General features: G+C 57.2%; 9 protein-coding genes. 5 read left to right on the forward strand and 4 right to left on the reverse strand.

All coding sequences use genetic code 11. The features are described 5' to 3' along the window. Nucleotides 1-113: 113 nt before the first annotated feature. On the reverse strand, nt 114-4,388 hold the full coding sequence (locus tag F4V43_RS07835) for a glycosyl hydrolase (RefSeq protein ID WP_150457685.1): 4,275 nt from the start codon (nt 4,386-4,388) through the stop codon (nt 114-116). A gap of 194 nt (nt 4,389-4,582) precedes the next feature. Beyond that, nucleotides 4,583-7,408: a glycoside hydrolase family 2 TIM barrel-domain containing protein gene (locus F4V43_RS07840; RefSeq protein ID WP_150457686.1), complete on the reverse strand. Its 2,826-nt coding sequence runs from the start codon at nt 7,406-7,408 to the stop codon at nt 4,583-4,585. Between the two features lie 44 nt (nt 7,409-7,452). On the opposite strand from F4V43_RS07840, the gene F4V43_RS07845 reads away from it, so the two are divergent. Further along, the gene (locus F4V43_RS07845; protein WP_150457687.1) at nt 7,453-7,668 is read left to right on the forward strand and encodes a hypothetical protein; all 216 of its coding nucleotides are present in this window, start codon (nt 7,453-7,455) and stop codon (nt 7,666-7,668) included. On the opposite strand, the gene F4V43_RS07850 is transcribed toward F4V43_RS07845, so the two are convergent. Then, nucleotides 7,632-9,800, reverse strand: a complete 2,169-nt coding sequence (locus tag F4V43_RS07850; protein ID WP_150457688.1) for an alpha-galactosidase — start codon at nt 9,798-9,800, stop codon at nt 7,632-7,634. The genes F4V43_RS07845 and F4V43_RS07850 overlap by 37 nt on opposite strands. A 53-nt stretch (nt 9,801-9,853) precedes the next feature. After that, nucleotides 9,854-12,415: a beta-mannosidase gene (locus F4V43_RS07855; protein WP_150457689.1), complete on the reverse strand. Its 2,562-nt coding sequence runs from the start codon at nt 12,413-12,415 to the stop codon at nt 9,854-9,856. Nucleotides 12,416-12,711: 296 nt separating this feature from the next. Between F4V43_RS07855 and F4V43_RS07860 the strand changes: the two genes are divergently transcribed. The 4 genes from F4V43_RS07860 (at nt 12,712) to F4V43_RS07875 (ending at nt 17,731) form a co-directional block, all read left to right on the forward strand. After that, nucleotides 12,712-14,016, forward strand: a complete 1,305-nt coding sequence (locus tag F4V43_RS07860; RefSeq protein WP_223879817.1) for an ABC transporter substrate-binding protein — start codon at nt 12,712-12,714, stop codon at nt 14,014-14,016. 140 nt (nt 14,017-14,156) lie between these two features. Continuing rightward, on the forward strand, nt 14,157-15,044 hold the full coding sequence (locus F4V43_RS07865; protein ID WP_150457691.1) for a carbohydrate ABC transporter permease: 888 nt from the start codon (nt 14,157-14,159) through the stop codon (nt 15,042-15,044). Between the two features lies 1 nt (nt 15,045). Next, entirely contained in the window at nt 15,046-15,879 is an 834-nt protein-coding gene (locus F4V43_RS07870; RefSeq protein ID WP_150457692.1) for a carbohydrate ABC transporter permease, read from the forward strand. A 25-nt stretch (nt 15,880-15,904) separates the two neighbouring features. Continuing rightward, nucleotides 15,905-17,731: a sensor histidine kinase gene (locus F4V43_RS07875; protein ID WP_150457693.1), complete on the forward strand. Its 1,827-nt coding sequence runs from the start codon at nt 15,905-15,907 to the stop codon at nt 17,729-17,731. Nucleotides 17,732-17,768: the final 37 nt, after the last annotated feature.

A 17,768-nucleotide genomic window follows, 5' to 3' on the forward strand; every position in this document is an offset into this window, starting at 1 on the left:
CCTTCAGCTCCGTTACCCAGCTCCATTCACCAAAAAGGGAACTCCCGCCTGTGCGGGAGTTCCCTTGATGTGTCCGCTTATTCTAGGGCCCTTAAACGCTGCCCCGTTCTCTGTTATCTGGAGAGGGTTACATCGTCCAGATAGAGGATGGCAGATTCGCCGGCGGCGGTTGTTTCAACCTTGACCCCAAGCTCCAGAACCGTATCCAGATTGGACACGCCCGGCAGATTGAGAGTCAGCGTCGCAAAGCCGTTCGCGTCAACCGTTGCCGCGTCTCCGGCTGTATAAACCCAGTTGCCGGTTTTGATATAAAGACTCGCCTTGGCGGTTCCGGAAGAGAGCTTGACCTTGGCGGTCAGCGTCTTGGAACCGTTCCAGTTCATCTTCACCTCGCTGCCGGCGAGGAAATAACTCTTATCGCTGGCGGCAGCGGGTGTGAATTCAACGGCCAGAGCCTTACTTCCGCCGCTGGAGACATCGCCCGTTACAGCAGGCGCCTTGGCTTGAAGATGGTTCTCACCAACCTTCCAGCTTCCGGCATCCTTCTCGAAATCGAACAGCGTGCCCGGCGCCATGCCGTCCTGTACGACGCCGACCGGAATATCGCCGGCCTCACCGGCAACGACCCGAATATCGTCTATATACAGCGTGCTCTTGAACGGATTGGTCTTGCTGTAGGAGCTTCCGGCCGGAGCGTTGACATAGATAGCGAACTCCGAAACCTTCTTCGCGTTGATCGTATCCAGCTTCTTGCCGGCATTGCCGGTATCCCAGGAGGCAGTCACAAAATCCTTGAACGGAATTTCTACCCAGCCCGGCGTCGTACCCTGAAGCGACGGATAGGCTTCAAAGGTGGCTCCGTTCGCTTTGACCTGCACGACCAGCTTGTTGCCGCTGCCGTCCGGGGTCAGCCAGAGCTTCAGGCGTCCCGTAGAGGACCAGTCCACCGAACCCAAGCTCTTGACAATGCCGGTATAGCCTTCGCCTGCCAGTGTGTAACCCAGCTTCAGCCCGTTGCTGCCTTCAATCTTGTGGCTGGAATCCAGAGTAATGCTGTTGGTGTCTCCTTTGGCGCTGTATGCGGATTGAAGGAGATCATTGCTGTTCTTATAGCCTTCAAAATCATCTACGCGCGCAGGATCTCCGCTCGTCTTCGCATACACATTTGACAGCTTCAGATTGTCCACATAGAGCGGACCGGTATAATCGAGACCGCTGCCGACCAGCGCGACCATGAGGCCCGTCGCCGACTTGCTCAGATCCAGATCGTTCAAGTCAACCGATGCCTGGTAGAGCGCATAAGTATCGGATCCGACGGTAACCTTCGGCAGATCTTTCAGCTTCGGCTGGTCTGCCGAATAGAATTTATTGTCGCTTGGTGGCAGAACCGCGATTGCGCGGATGCTGGCTTCCGGGTCCTTATGGCCCGCTGCAAGCGGGATGAGAGCCTCAAAGCTGACGCGGCCCACCTTGTTCAGCGGAACGCTCTCCAGATCCGTCAGGCCGATCTTGATCTCCTGCCAGGTATCATCGTTATTCTCGGTATAGACTAGGCTCGTGACGTTGATTCCAAGCTTACCGTCCTGGTTCACGGTAGCATGCTCGAATTCGGCGCTCATCGGCCCGGAACCCTGCCAGGTGCCATCGCTCTTGACACCGCTGATATCCGTATCGAATGTATACGTCTTCATCGTAATTTCCGGAATGCCGAAGTAGAGCTTGATCGTCTGGCTCTGGACGCTGCCGTCCGCCGCGTAGGCCTTCACAGTCAGGTCGGTTTCGCTTCCGTTCAGCTCCGCTCCCGGCTGCCAAGAAGCCGAGTAGAAGCCTTGCGCATCCAATGTCATCGGATGCTCCGTCTCGGAGCCTTTCAACAGGAAGACAACCTTCGTCGGCTGCTCGTTCAGCACCCGGGCACGAATTACCGTGGTTGGCGACTCAATGGTCTGACGGTCGATCGGCGAAGCGATGTGCATGAACGGCTGCTCTTCCTCAGTAGTCACTTGCCGCTGGTAGACGCCGCTCAAATCCCGTGTGAAGTACGTATAATCATCCTTATAGAAAGCTGTAAAGTCCGGAAGCAGTTCCTGATTTTCGCCCGGATACAGGGCCGAATCACGGTAAGGCACATAAATCGAATTGTATCCGAAATTGGCCCAGGTCAGCATGAATGCCATCCGCTTGGCGTCCGGATCCGCCTGCAGCTTCTCGATCAGCGTGGTGTAGAATTCCTTGTCCGCATTGCCCGTGCGCTTCATACCCGAATAACCGAACTCGGTGAAAGCCGCCACCTTGCCCTTGCTGTCCGCAATCTTGGAGATCAGCTTGGCGTCATCCACGATGGAATCGTACCATCCGGCGCTGGAGCCGTTGTAGTAGCTGTCAAATCCGAGAATATCGACATAGTCGTCGCCCGGATACGTCTTCAGGAATGTCTCGTCCAGTCCGTTGAACGGGCTGCCCGGCGAGAAGGCGTACAGGAAGTTGTGAACGCCCTTCGTGTCGCGCAGATACTCAACGGTGTAGCGGTAGATTTCCTTGTACTGCTCCTTGGTCGTGAATGCCGCTCCCCACCAGAACCAGTTGCCGTTCTGCTCATGGAACGGACGGAAGATGACCGGAATGGCGTTGCCGCTGTCATCCTTCAGATGGTTGGCAAAATCGGCAATCTGATCCAGGAAGGCATTGTATTGGTCATGCTTGTCGCCGCCCGGCAGAATATGGCTCACGACATTGCCGTTAGTATCATAGAAATCGCCGCCGGTCACGAAGTTCGGCATGTGGGAGCTGAGCGTCAGCACGCCGCCGGAGGCATAAGCCGCCTTCATGGATTGAATCAGATTGTCGCGGTTCTGCTGCGGCGTATATTCGCGGGAGCCCGGCTTCTCGAAGCCCTCCAGGCTGAGCGTGTCCCAGCCGAACAAGGCGGGATTATCGCCAACGGCCGCATACGTATCCGAGGTCATGCCGTTCACAGGCTTGGACAGCGCTTCATCCGTAGCGTGCTGATGTCCGAACAGAATATGTTTGCCCCGGATATCCTGAAGATAAGCGAACAGGGAGCGCGTCTGCGACGTAGCCTCCTTGTCGGCCAGATCGACCGTAACGCTTGCGCCCGGAGTCGGCGTCGATCCCGATCCGCCCGCAGACGGAGCGACCGTCGGTGCAGGCGAGGCCGATGGAGAAGGCGATGCCGCTTGTCCGCCGGTTACCGCTGCGGTCCCCGTGCTCACCGTCTTGCCGTTGACCGTTACCGAAGCGGCCTGTACGACCAGGCTGCCGATGTCGCCGCTGCCGGAAATGACCGATTGGCCGGCTGCTGCTGCTACCGTAAGGGTCGTGATCTTCGCTCCGGCTGCCAGCGTGACGGCAACCGGTTGGTTCAATACAACGCTGCCGATGGAGGCGCCGGCTTCAAGCTCCAGCTTGGAGGCGCTGTCCGCCGTCAGCGTCTCGATCCGCGTGGAGCCGGTCGCCAGAACGCGTACGCTTCCTTCCTTGCGGTCTACCTGAACCTTGTTCAGCGTCGAATGGTCGAGCGTAACGGTGTGCTCGCCGCCGCCTGACACGAAGACAGTCCCTTTGACCGTAACGCCTTCCAGCTTGGTATTGCCGTCGCCGATTCCGGCAGCGAGATACAGATTGCCGTTAATCGTCATATTCTTGAGCGTTACATCCGGCTTCGAGACAACGGCATTGCCGGCCAGCGTCCCGTCCGAATATTCGCCGCTCTTGGCATAGTAGCTTCCGGCCAGGCGGTCGAGCAGCGCCAGCGTCTCTGCGCGCGTGATCTTGCCGAGCGGCCGGAACGTGCCGTCTTCATATCCGGTGGTAACGTTCTTGAGCGAACCTACCGCCGCCTGGGCATAGGCGCTGATCTGAGAAGCGTCCTTATAGGATACCGAAGCTGCGCCGGCCGGATTCTCCATTTCGAAGATGCGGGCCAACAGCGTCGCCGCATCCTGCCGGGTGATCGCTTCTGCCGGCTTCGCCTGATTGCCCGGGAAGCCCTCGTAATAACCGGCTGCCTTGGCGGCGGCCAGTTCTTTCTCATACCATACTCCGGCGGGCACATCGGAGAAATTGCCGCTGCCCGCAGCGCTGTACCCGAACAGTTTGTTCAGGACGGAGACAAATTCCGCACGCGTAATGCTGCGGTCCGGCTTGAAGGAGCCGTCCTCATAGCCGCCGATCACTCCGCGGTCTTTCCATTTGGCGATGCTGGACGCGGCCCAATGGCCGGTCAGATCCGAAGCCGCCACAGCGGCGCGGGCCGATGCCTGGCTGCTGTTGCCGCCAGTTGCCTGCAGAGCGAAAGCGGGCGCCGACGCCGTAGTCAGCATGAGCGCCGTAAGCGAAGCAGCTACAGCCTTTCTTAGATTGTTCATAATACCCTCCCATTTAGTGATGACTTACGAGATGAACGGTGCGAAGCCCCGCTCTGTTATGTAAGCGGTTTAATTGGCATTCTACCAAGCTCTGGCCCATCATGAAATGGAGGCATTTGTTCTATTCTATAACTCTGTTATGTTGTGGTATCACAAAATCAGACAAGACTTCCAGATCGTCTTGCCCACCGGACTCAGCGAATCAGCCGCCGCAGCGCCTCTGCGTCCATGCGGACAGTCGGCCGGAACGCCTCCGATTGCACATACCGCGCAAGGCTTGCGAGGAACTGTCTGCCCTCCGGCGATTCCTCCGCCTTCTCCGGGTTCAACGGGCAGATCAGCAGGCGCCCCTCGCCTACCCGGCATTCCAGCAGCAGCCCCAGATGATGGTTGCGCTCAAAATTGTCGATGGTCCGGACAATCGGATTCCATTCGGTCTCCAACTCGTCGAGAATCAGGGAGGCGGAATTCTCGACAACCGTCCACAAGGGATAGGTGGAATACGCCTCTGTCGGGAAATCGCGGAAGACGGGATGCCTGTTCTCGATGAGCAGACCCAGGGTTCCGACGGGCTCCGGCTTGCCCATGCTCTCGGAGATTGAGCGGAACATCGGATAGCACCAGAAATCCGTGCTGTACATTCCTTGTACGGCGTTCTCCAGCTCCCCCGGACTCGGCAGCAGAAGCACGCTCTCCCCCTGTTCCAGCAGTGCCAGCGCCGCGTTCGACAGCTCCCGGAACCAGATTAGGCTGTCCAGCACGCCCCTCTCCTGCTCCGGGTAGATCCAGAGATCATAGGTTTTGGCAATGTCCGTCTCCGGAATACGCAGCGACAATGCCGCACGGGTCATCGCCTTCACCCCGGGGAGCGGGAACTCGAGATCGCAGAGATCCGTGTAATTTCCGGTTGCGGCGGCTTCGGCGGTCCCTTCGGCGAGCTTGTCTCCGCCCGCAGTCAGCTCCCATTCCAGCCGGACAACTGTATCCCGCCGGCTGCGGCTCCGGTAATCGCACAGCTCCACATGGGCACGAAAATTCTCGCCCGCAGTCCAGTTATAGACCGGGAACCGGGCCAGGAGAACCGCTTCTCCGCAGAAGCTCCGCCATTCTTCCGGCGTTACCATTCCCTTGGATTCCATAAAAGCGTCAAGTACGCCGACCAGTGCCGTTCCTTGCCCGCTGAAGTCCTGAAGGTCCAGAAGCTGAAATCCGGCCAGACGCCGGGAGCGGAAGGCCGCTTCCAGCTCTTCCTTGTAGCAGGCGGCTGCAAGCTGCCCCGAGCTTGCCGAGTAGGCTTCGGCCAGATGGCCGAGCCCCCGGTTCTCCAGCCGTTCACGGAAGATTTTGAAATTCTCCGCCTTCAATACGCCGGTATATTTCCCGATCTCTGCGAAGTCCGGATACGTCGCATACTGTCCGATTTCATGCGAGACCACCGGAACGCGCGGAATCCATTCCCCGGAGACTTCGCCTGTCCGAACCGTCCGGGCTTCCGTCCCGTATTGAATCTGAACGGTTCCGGTCCCGGCCATCTGTCCATCCTCTCCGTTGCCCTGTTCCTGTTCCCTCCGGAAGTCCGGCGGCACAATCGCATCGTCGTAATCCTTCATCGTTCCCGGCACATCGGTCTGGACATGCCCGAGAGGGGCATCGCACATCGCGTAGGAGCCCCGGATCAAGCGGTCCCGGGTGAACCTCACCCCGGAGAAGAAGTCATCGTGCTCCAGCACTTCGGGCACCCACTGGTGATTGTTGGACCCCTGGGTGTAGAGATGTCGGTCGTCGAATGCCTGATACGCTTCCAGAATGGCATCAATCCGCGGACGGCTTCCCCACAGCTCGTTGCCGAGCGACATCATGACGAAGGACGGATGATTCCCGAACGCTTCCAGAATGGCATAGCCCTCGCGGATGAGATAATCCTGTTCCGTCTGGTTATGATTCTCCTCGCCTTCCTCCGTGACTGTCCCCCAGAAAGGCAGCTCCGGCTGCATGTAGATGCCGAGCCTGTCTGCGGCTGTGAACGCCGCCTCCGGCGGACAGCAGGTGTGAAAGCGGTAGTGATTGATTCCGTAAGATTTGGCGATTCGGAGAATGCGCACCCATTCCTCCACATCGGTCGGCGCATAGCCCGTCAGCGGGAAGATCAGGCCGTCATGCTTGCCGCGCAGGAAGGTCTTCTCTCCGTTGATCGTGAATTTATCGCCTTCTGCCTTGAATTCCCGAAGGCCCAGCAGAAGCTCATGCCGGTCCGCGACTTTGCCTTCCGCATCCGTGAGCGTCAGCGTCAGATTATACAGACCGGGCTCGCTATCGCTCCACAGCAGGGCGTCGGCCCCCAGCTCATAGACAACCGAGACCTTGCCCGGCTCCGCGGCGTAGTTCTGCGCCGGAACGCGGCGCGCCGAATCTTCGCCGGCGCCCGAAGCCGATACGGTAAGCGTGGCGCTCGAAGAACCGCGAAGCTTCGCCGTAATCCGGACAGACCGTCCCGGAACATCGGGGTCCAGCCGGACGTGGCTTAAGTAGGAAGTCCCGCAGAATTGCAGCTCGATCCGTCCCGTAATTCCGTTCCAGTTCGTCTGGGTGTCGGGCGAGGTCAAATGTCCGCCCCGGGTAGGATAATCCGTATTCGCCACCCGTATGGTCAGCCTGTGCCGTCCGGCCTCCAGACGGCCCGTCAGATCATACAGGTGCGGAGCATTCAGACTGTCCCGGCTGCCCACTTCCTCTTCGTCCAGCCAGACGGTTGTCATCCGCGTCCGCTCCAGGAAGAGGAAGCTGGTCATGCCGGACAGTTCTTCCGGAATGTCGATCTCCCGGGAGAACCAGGCCCAGCCTTCGAACAGGTACGGATCGGTCAGAGAGTCGATCCGCCGCGCTTCGCTGCGCGGTCCTTTGCGGGCATGGGACGTGGTTCCAGGCAGGTTCATGGAGTCGGTATACGGGAGGATGAGCCCCTGTTTCTCCGCATCCAGCTGCAGCTTCCATTCTCCTTCGAGGTTCATAACAGTCAGCATATCTAACTCCTCCATCTGTGATTATCGTTCCCGCAACGTTCCGAATGAACAAGAAACGGCACACCGTCCCTCTATTGAAGGCGGAAGCCGTTTCTGTTCTGGCCCGGAGCGGATCGCTGTACCCGAAGTCCGGACAGCGCCCGCCGGCCATTCATCTTGGCGGCAAGCGGGGGCGAACAACCGGCACAGCCGGCGGATGCCCTCCGGCTTCCCCGAAGCCGTATTACTCGGCGGTCAGCTTGAACCAGCCGCTCTGGTAGTCGTATTGCGGGTAGGACAGGCCCAGACCGACGCGCATCAGCCGGTCGCCGCCGTGAAGGGCGCTCTCTCCGCTGCGGCCCGGGGTCACCCGGTATTCCAGCGACGGGTCCAGCCCCTGCAGCTTCAGGCTGCTGAGCGGCGGATGCGGCACGGCCATGACGCGGAAATGATAGACCAGCGCTTCGCGCTTGTCCGGCGTGACGAACATCCAGGCCGTCTCATTGCCCTCGAACGGGCTCTTCAGCCGGTACAGGTCGCCCTGCTGCACAAGGCTGCGGACTTCCTTGTAGGCTTCAACCTGGCGCTTGACGACTTCCTTCTCTTCGTCGGTGAACTGGGTCAGATCCAGCTCGTAGCCGAAGTTGCCGGACATCGCCACATCGCCCCGGAAATCAAGCGGCGTGATCCGCCCCACCTGGTGATTCGGCACAGCCGAGACATGCGCGCCGATGGAGCTGACCGGGTAGACCAGGCTGGTGCCGTACTGGATCTTGAGCCGCTCGACGCCGTCGGTGTCATCGCTGGTCCAGGTCTGGGGCATGTAGTACAGCATACCCGGGTCGAAGCGGGCCCCGCCGCTCGAGCAGCTCTCGAACAGAATCTGCGGGAAGTCCGCCGTAATCCGTTCCAGAAGCTCATACAGACCCAGTACATAGCGGTGCGCTGTCTCGCCCTGGCGTTCCGCCGGAAGCTCAGCCGACCCGATCTCGGTCAAATTGCGGTTCATATCCCATTTGACATACGCAATCGGCACGTTATTGAAGATCGCTGCCATCGAGTCATAGATATAGTCCCGCACTTCCTTGCGGGTATAATCGAGTACAAGCTGCCAGCGTGCCTCGCTCCGGCGCCGTCCCGGAACATGCAGGCACCAGTCCGGGTGCTTGCGGTACAGCTCGCTGTCCGGCGAAATCATTTCCGGCTCGAACCAGAGACCGAACTTCAGTCCGAGCGCGTTCACGCGCTCCGCCACATCGGCCAGACCGTTCGGCAGCTTCCGCCGGTCTTCGAACCAGTCGCCCAGCGACGAATTGTCGGAATCCCGCTTGCCGAACCACCCGTCATCCAGCACGAACAGCTCGATTCCGAGCTTCGAGCCCTCTTCGGCGATTGACACCAGCTTATCGGCGTCGAAGTTGAAGTAAGTCGCTTCCCAGTTGTTGACCAGAATCGGACGTTCCTTGTCCCGGTATTCGCCGCGGCACAGACGTGTCCGGTAAAGCCGGTGATAGATGCGCGACATGCCGCCCAGTCCTTCCCCGGAGTAGACCATTACGGCCTCCGGCGTCTGGAACTCTTCCCCGGTCTTCAGCAGCCAGGAGAAGTCGAACGAGTTCAGCCCGATCGCCATCCGCACGGAACCGAACGCATCCCGTTCCGCCTCTGCTTCGAAGCCGCCGCTGTACACGAGGCTGAAGCCGTAGACGTCGCCCGCCGATTCCGTCGCCCCTTCCCGCACCAGAGCGGCGAACGGGTTGAGCTGATGGCTGCTGACGCCCCGTTTGCTGTCAATTCGCGTGCCCCCTTGACGGAGCGGCCGCCGGTTGATAACCGCTTCTCTCGACCAGGAGCCGGACAGATAGATCATCTCCAGATCGTCTCCGTCGGCAAAATCAATGCTGGCGCTGAGCGCCCGCAGAAGGCGAAGGTCCGCGCCGCCTTCGTTCTTGAGGCGCGCCGAACGAACCACCGCGTTCCGGTCGGCAAAGACTGTATAGACCAGCGTTACCCGGAGGCCGCAGTAGGCATCCGCCAGATCCAGCTCCAGCGTATCGGCCTCTTCTTCGCGCTCTGTGTACACCGCGGGCAGCCCCGCGAGCGCCGGCTTGCCGCGCAGGATGCGATAGCCCTGGTAGCGCAGCTCGGTTACCCGCGTGCCGTCTGTCAGCTCGGCCTGATAAGCCGGAATGCGGAAATCGCCGCTTCCATACTGCGGATATTCCTGCGGAAGCCGGTCAAGTCCGGCGCCTTCCGGCGTTTTGACGGACAGGCCGTCCAGCGATTCCCGCTCTTCCAATCTGCCGCCCCAGTACAGATGGACAGGCAGGCCGTCCCGGATTTGCAGAATATAACTCATGCCTTCCGATTGCAGGTGGAACAGTCCTTCCTGTTCACGCACATAAATACTCATTGTTGGTACTCCCCTTTAAATTGAGAATTAAGAGCAAGGCCGATGACAGAGATCTAGCGGACCGCTTCCGCGATAAAATCCGCCATGGAATGAGCCGCAACGTCCGCTGCGCGGGCCGGAGCCAACGCCTCGCTCTCCTCCAATCCGCAGCGGCGCAGGAATCCGACGGTTCGGGGCTCTCCCGGCAGCAGGTCAAAGAAGTTGTCCGTGAAGAACCCTTCGCTGCTGCTGGTCAGCCGGACGCTGCGGGCCGGAAGATTGGTCGAGACCGTGTAGACGGCTCCGTCCGGGGTAAGCGTCTCTTTCACTTCGATCTTGGGACGCTCGTCCCGCTGATCCCGGGCCGAGGCTCCGAAGAAGATCTTCTCATCCAGCAGTTCTTCGCCTTCGCTCAGCGAGAGGTGGACGATAATATCCTCTCTCTTCCGTCCGGCCTGCCATTTGCCCGCCGGCAGACTGCACAGCAATGCCGACACATCCGCATCCAACGCTGCCGGCAGGGTCCGCTCCTGCAGCAAGCCGCCGCGGGCATCATGCAGCGCAATCCGCAGCTCTCCTTCCACCGGAGTGCGGCGGTCGGATACGGCGTACACGTCCAGGGCTCCGGTCTCCTGCTCCACCACAGACAGAATAATCTCCCGGAAACTGCGGCGCACGGCGTACTGCAGCGCTTTCCAGCGGCCGTAATAATCGATTCCCGCCCAGGAGGCTACAGGCCAGCAGTCGTTCAGCTGCCAGTACAGGGTGCCCATGCAGTAAGGCTTATGGCGGCGATGGCTCTCGATGGCAACCCGGATGCCCTCGGCCTGAAGAACCTGGCTCAAGTAGAGGAATCCCCTGAAATCCTTCGGTTCGGGCAAATAGCGTTCCATATAGGATTTGATTTTGATATTGCCGGTGCCGTTCTTCTGGTGGGCCGTCATAACCGGAGACTCCAGCTCCAGATCCTCTTCCTCCGCGTAGCGCAGCACGGTATCAATTTCAGGGAATGACTGGAAGCCGTACTCGCTCATGAACCGCCCCACTTTGACATTGTAATTCTCGAACGGCTCGTCCGCATGCCAGACGCCCCAATAATGAACGTCTCCTTCGGATGCGATAGCAATGGCATGCTGGCGGTCGTCGCCGGTCAGCCCGCGCAGCGGGGAAGAAGGCCAGTAGGCGACATCCTGGTGAAGCGCCTTCAAAGTCTGGGGCAGGATCATGTGGAAGATCGCTTCATAAGCCGCCCAGATCTCTTCCCGCTGCTCCTGGTTGTAGTCCTTCTTCCAGCCCCAGCCCATATCCTCGCCGTAATGCGCCCAGGCGGAGTCGATCTCGTTATTGCCGCACCAGAGGGCGAGGCAGGGATGGTTGCGGAGTCTTTTAATATTGTATACCGCTTCCTGACGCACGCTCTCCAGAAATTCGGGATTGCCCGGATACATGCTGCATGCGAACATGAAGTCCTGCCATACCAGGAGTCCATATTCGTCGCACAGCCGGTAGAAAGCATCGTCTTCATAATACCCGCCGCCCCATACCCGGATCATATTCATGCCGGAGTAGGCGGCCGAAGCGATTTCGTACCGGTAACGCTCCTCCGTTACTTCCGACGGGAAGCTGTCATTGGGGATATGGTTCGCTCCCTTGGCGAAGACCGGAACGCCGTTCAGCATGAAATAGAAGGAAGCACCCTGCTCATCCGGTTCCCGGATCATCCGGATTTCGCGCAGGCCCGTCCGCGCCTGCGCGGTTGCTTCCGTTCCGTCGTCGCCCACAAAAGCGATTGCAAAATCCGTCATCGCAGGCTCCCCTAATCCGCGGGACCACCAGAGACGGGGCTTGGGCAGCTCGATGTCCAGCTTAAGCGTCTGATGACCCGGCTCAAGCCGGACCCGCTGTTCCCGGACAACACCGTCTGCCGCCACGCGAAGAGTTCCGGCGCGGCCGGCAGCGGAACGCAGCTCCACAACGGCCGTCAAGTCTGCGCGTTCGGCCGTAACCGATTTTTGCTTCATATATATGTCGTTTATTTCCACGCCGTTTCCAAGATTGAGATAAGCTTCCCGCCAGATTCCGGCCGTTACGAATCGGGGACCCCAATCCCATCCATAATGATATGGAGCTTTTCGGGCAAAAATACTGATGCGGTCTTCTCCAAGGCCGCCGAGCTCGCTCTGGTCATTGGTAGCCGGCAGAGGATAGCCCAGCCCGCGCAGCTTCGGAAGGTCCATCCCGACCGGCGAGCGGAACAGTACCCGAAGCGTATTCGTGCCGGTCTGCAGCGCATCACGGACATCGACCGTCCATTCGCGGAACATATTGTCCGCCTGAAGAAGGGAAATCCCGTTCAACCAGCATTCCGCATACGTATCGAGACCCTTGAAGACCAGTTCGGCCCAATCGCAGCCGGCGGCGCCATCGGGCAATTCGAATTCGGAGACGTACTCCCAATTCTTCTGTTCAATCCATTGCAGATCCTGTTCATTCGTTCCTCTGAAAGGGTCGGGAATTTTGCCGTTTCGCAGCAGATCGGTATGCACGCAGCCCGGAACCTTAGCCGCCATCCATTCGTCTTCGTCCGCCTGTTTCATCCGCCACTGGTTCAGCGGAACTTGCCTAATCTGGCTCATGTTGGTATCCTCCATGGATGTGCTGTTTTTTGGCCGAAGCCACTTAACCAAAATAGCACCGGGTCTAATGGATTTCATTGTACTCTGTTGTCATTCGTAGCTTTTTGTTATATTCCTGTTATCAAGTTCATAGGAGTATCATCGCAAAAAAGACAAACGAAGACAATAAAAAATAATACAATCCATTTAAAAAAGCGCTTACGAGTTATATAATTTCAATGTAAACGCTAACAACCACTTGAAAAGGGGCGAAAGAATTGAAAAAGAAATCAGTTTTGTTAGGTTCCGTTATTCTTATGGGTTTGTCCACTGCGCTGGCAGGCTGCGGAGGAAACAACAACAATAATAATAATGCCGCTTCCAGCAGCAAGCCGGCTTCGGCCGCTCCTGCTGCGAGCGCCGCAGCAGGAACTTCCGCTGCACCTGCCGGAGAAGACACCAACATTAGCGGCAAGGTGACCTTCCTCACCAACCGCACCGACATGATCGGCAAGGAATACGACGAGTATGTGAAACGCTTCAATGAGAAGTACCCGAACATCAAAATTGAATTTGAAGCTTCCCAGACCGACTACAACCAGCAGATGAAAGTCAGAATGGCCAGCGGCGAGCTGCCTGACCTGATGTTCATCCCGACGATTCCGAACTCCGATCTGCCGAAATACTTCGCTCCGCTGGACGATCTCGGCCTGAACGACCAGATTACATTCAAGGACTTCAAGTCTTATGAAGGCAAGCTGTACGGCATCACTTCCGGCAACTCCACATCCGGCATCGTGTACAACAAGAAAGCTTATGCCGCAGCCGGCATTACCGAGCTTCCGAAGACTTGGGACGAGTTCCTGGCTGCCTGCGAGAAGCTGAAAGCCAAAGGCATCATTCCGCTGGCTTCCAACTTCAAGGACAAATGGCCAATCAACAACTGGGTCTACGACGCGCCTCGCATTATCGAGAACAAGGCTGATTTCCCGAACGACAAGCTGAACACCGATACGCCGTTCACGATGGACAACGGCTACGGCAAATCCTTCAGCCTGCTGCGTGAACTGAACGAGAAGGGCTACCTGGAGAAGGACATCAACTCCACGAACTGGGAGCAGTCCAAGAAAGACGTAGCGAGCGGCAAGTTCGCCGCCTACTTCCTCGGCAACTGGGTTATCAACCAGGTTATCGGCGCCGGCGCCGCAGCCGAAGATATCGGCTTCTACCCGCTGCCGACCGATAACTCGGGCGAGCTCCGCGCTGCTCTGAGCCCTGACTTCTTCTATGCCGTCAACAAGGACAGCAAGAACATGGACGCAACCAAGGCATTCCTGAAATGGATGCTGACCGAATCCGGTTATGAAGATTTCGCAGGTTTCATTTCCCCGATCAAGGGCAAGGAATCGGCTCTGCCGCAGCTGAAGGAATTCCAGTCTACCGGCGTTGTGCTTCAGGAAGGAACTCCGGACAACGCACAGGTTATCGACATTCAGAACAAGGCTCAGATCGACCTGCCGGCCATCGCTCAGGAATTCGTGCTCGCCAAGAACCCGGAAAGCGTGTTCGACAAGTGGAACAAGGCTTGGGCCAAGGCCAGAAAAGAAGTTCTCGGCCAATAATTCCAACCTTCAGGAGCAGCTGAGCAACTGAAACCATACTGTCAGACAATGTAGCGGCGCAAAATGGATTATACGCAGGTGCGGGTAATCCATTTTGCCGTCGCCCACATCTCCCCCCATACAGAAAGAAGGTCGATGGAGTGTTCGGAACGCTGAATTACAAGAAACAGAAGATCATCATTATCGTCGCTTTTCTCCTGATTCCGCTGGCCCTGCTGGCCACCTTTACGTACTACCCGGCTATCAAGCTCATTTATTACAGCTTCACGAATTGGGACGGCTACAGCCCCGAGAAGCCATGGGTCGGACTGGACAATTACCGCGAGGTATTCTCCAATTCCGATATTTTTAAAGTCTTTGAACATAACTTTGCCTATTTTGTAATGGGCCTTGTACAGAATATTGTTGCGATCTATTTCGCAGTTGTGCTGAACAGCAAGCTGAAAGGACGCTATTTCTTCCGCATCCTGCTGTTCCTGCCTTATATTATGAACGGCGTTGCCGTTGCCTTTATGTTCGGTTTTGTCTTCGATACTACCAACGGTTCGCTGAACCTGCTGCTGCACAGTCTCGGCATCCACAGCGATGTCAGCTGGCTGGGCAAGGAAGGCCTTGTTAACTACTCGCTGGCTTCCACCGGACTCTGGCGCTTCATGGGCTACAACATGGTTATCTACATCGCTTCCCTGCAGGCCATTCCGAGCGATATCTACGAAGCCGCGAAGATCGACGGCGCGAACTCGGCCCAGACGCTGTGGCGGATTACGCTGCCGAACATGAAGCCGGTTATCGGGCTGAATCTGTTCCTGACAGTTACCGGCGCGCTGGAAGTATTCGACCTTCCGTTCGTTCTCACCAAAGGCGGACCGGCCGGCGCGAGCCAGACGTACGTCATGCGGGTTATTGATACCGCCTTTGCCTACAACAATTACGGCCTTGCATCGGCGATGAGCATTATTCTCCTGCTCTTTGTCATTGTGGTCGTGGGACTTCAGCAACTCGTGCTCGGCAGAGGAGGCAAGAACTGATATGAAAAAAACGCTGCTTCAACCTGTATCGCTGTTTAAATATTTGACTCTGCTGATCGGCGTGTTCGTCGTTCTCTTCCCGCCGTATATTGTTATCATCAATGCGTTCAAATCAACCGATGAATTCAATACGAGCAACTCGATGGCCCTGCCGAAAAATTTCTTCAACTTCGACAACTTCCGCATCGTCTTTGAACGCGGAGATTTGGTCAGCGGCTTCGGAAACGTCCTTCTGATTATTGTCGTCTCATTGACCTTGAACATCTTGTTGGGTACGATGGTAGCATATGTTCTGGGACGTTTCGATTTCAAATTGAAACCTTTTGTGTTCGGCGCATACTTGATGGCAACCGTTATTCCGAGCATCACCACGCAGGTGGCCACCTTCGGCATTATCAAGAGTCTTGGCCTGTATAACACCATTGGCGCCCCTATTGTTCTGTATATCGGAGCCGACGTTATCCAGATTATTCTCTACCTGCAGTTCATCCGCAATATTCCGTACGACCTGGATGAAGCCGCGATGGTCGAAGGCGCTTCGCTGTTCAAAATTTATCGTTCCGTCATCTTCCCGCTGCTGACGCCGGCAACAGCTACGCTCATCATCCTGAAGACGATCAGCATTTACAACGATATGTATATTCCGTATCTGTATATGCCGAAGCAGAGCCTCGGCGTTGTAACCACGGTGCTTATGCGCTTCCAGGGCGTCAATTCCGCCGACTGGAATCTGATCTGTGCCGCCATCCTGCTGATTCTGCTTCCGACGATTGTGCTGTATCTGTTCCTTCAGCGCTACATCTTTGAAGGGGTGGCAAGCGGCGCGGTCAAGTAAAGCCTAGAAAGGACTCCACACTCTGATGATATCCCGCACGGGCCAATTCTTCCGAAGAGGTTGGCTGTATCTCGCCGATCTCTCCATGGAGAAGAAGTTGATTCTTATATTCGTGTTCCTGCTGTCCCTGCCCATCTCCGTAGTCAGCTTTCTTTCGGCGCAGTCCACTTACAACTCGGATTTGCGCAGCGCCACCAATAATGCCGAGTTGATGACCGTCAACGCAGCAGATACGGTTGACCGCTATATCGCCGATGTGAAGCGCTCCACTCTGCTGCCGCTCTATAACGCGGACGTTCAGTATTACCTGGAGCAGCCGGTTACGGACTGGGACAAGAGTGTCAGCATGAGCATGTTTCTGGGATATCTCAGCCATACCAAGAAGGAGATTACCGCTGTCTACCTGGTCGATAAATTCGGCAATGTCTTCTACGACAAAATGGTCGGACTCAACGTGGTCTCTACTTCGGATCAGCTCGGACGCTGGCGCAGCCTGCTCTCCCATGCCGGAACCGCTCCGGTATTGGAGGGCAGGCATTCTGTGTCTGTCAATGTCGGACAGAGCAAAGAAGTCTTCAGCATCATGCGAACCATCAAATCAACCAGCAGACTGAACGATATCGGAATCGTTATATTTGACATTGATGTCGGCATGCTGCGGGATATTCTCGATCCGGTCAATTCGGTAACCCGGGGCACCTCCATGATTACCGACGACCAGGGCCGCATCGTCTACTCGGCCGGAAGCTCCGATCCCAACAAGCATTTGAATCTGATGCGTACCCGTCGCGAAGGAGACAGCGGCAGCTTCCAGTATGAAGAGAATGGCAAGCGCTATCTTCTTGCCTATCACGTCTCGCCGCAGACCGGCTGGGTGACCTCTGTCGACATTCCGCTGACGGCGATTCTGTCGGGCATCAAGGATACGCGGGACCGGCAGCTCCTGCTGACTCTGGGTATTCTCCTGTTCGCTCTGATTGTCGCCACTCTCTTCTCCCATGCTCTGACCAAGCCGCTCAAATCTATGGTCCGGCTGATGAAGAAGGTTCAGCACGGCAACCTTAACGTCTGGATCGAGCCCAAGTACAACGATGAAATCGGGATGCTTGGAAGCCATTTCAACCGGATGATTATTCGTATCAAGGCTCTTCTGTCAGAGGTGACCGAGACTGAGAAACGCAAGCAGAAAGCCGACATGCGCGCGTTGCAGAACCAGATTAATCCTCATTTCATCTACAATACGCTGGAGTCGATCCGCATGCTGGCCGAGAGCAACGACGATCCCCGGGTCGCGAAGCTGACCTACATGCTGGGCCTTCAGATGCGGTACAGCATTACCCGAAGCGACAAGGCGGTTACGGTGCGCCAGGAGCTGGAGCATGTCCGCAATTACTTTAACCTGCTGCAAATCCGTTTTCCGGATAAATTCCGGCTCGATCTTCAGGTTCCGAATTCGCTGATGGAACTGCCTGTGTTAAAACTCGTCTTTCAGCCCATAGTCGAGAACGCTGTCTTCCACGGGCTCGAGCGCAAGGCAGGGCTGGGCACCATCGCCATAACTGCCGAACGTTCCGGCCACTTCGTATTGTTCACGGTACGCGACGACGGTGTCGGCATGGACCAAGCGACGCTCGAAGCGCTGAACAGCAGTCTGAACCGGGTTATCGGCGACTTCGGAGAGGAGGAAGCCAGCCGCTTCGGAATCGGGCTGCATAATGTTAATGAGCGGCTCCGCATGCACTACGGTCCGGAAGCCGGACTTCAGGTTGAAAGCGAGGAAGGCCTCGGAACGTCGGTCACCCTCCGCTTCCCGGTACACGCTGAACAAGAAGATTCGATAGAAGAACCCTAGCACCCGAATAAGCGCTTCACAGTCCAGTTAAGGAGGT

Origin of the sequence: Paenibacillus spiritus (assembly GCF_008710135.1) — a bacterium.
Taxonomy (GTDB): Bacteria; Bacillota; Bacilli; order Paenibacillales; family Paenibacillaceae; genus Paenibacillus_AQ; species Paenibacillus_AQ glufosinatiresistens.

What these genes read in the sequence shown, in the direction of transcription:
- F4V43_RS07870 (WP_150457692.1), top strand. Translation starts at nt 15,046, where the DNA reads ATGAAAAAAACGCTGCTTCAACCTGTATCGCTGTTTAAATATTTGACT.
- F4V43_RS07875 (WP_150457693.1), top strand. Translation starts at nt 15,905, where the DNA reads ATGATATCCCGCACGGGCCAATTCTTCCGAAGAGGTTGGCTGTATCTC.
- F4V43_RS07855 (WP_150457689.1), bottom strand. Translation starts at nt 12,415, where the DNA reads ATGAGCCAGATTAGGCAAGTTCCGCTGAACCAGTGGCGGATGAAACAG.
- F4V43_RS07835 (WP_150457685.1), bottom strand. Translation starts at nt 4,388, where the DNA reads ATGAACAATCTAAGAAAGGCTGTAGCTGCTTCGCTTACGGCGCTCATG.
- F4V43_RS07850 (WP_150457688.1), bottom strand. Translation starts at nt 9,800, where the DNA reads ATGAGTATTTATGTGCGTGAACAGGAAGGACTGTTCCACCTGCAATCG.
- F4V43_RS07840 (WP_150457686.1), bottom strand. Translation starts at nt 7,408, where the DNA reads ATGCTGACTGTTATGAACCTCGAAGGAGAATGGAAGCTGCAGCTGGAT.
- F4V43_RS07845 (WP_150457687.1), top strand. Translation starts at nt 7,453, where the DNA reads ATGAACAAGAAACGGCACACCGTCCCTCTATTGAAGGCGGAAGCCGTT.
- F4V43_RS07860 (WP_223879817.1), top strand. Translation starts at nt 12,712, where the DNA reads ATGGGTTTGTCCACTGCGCTGGCAGGCTGCGGAGGAAACAACAACAAT.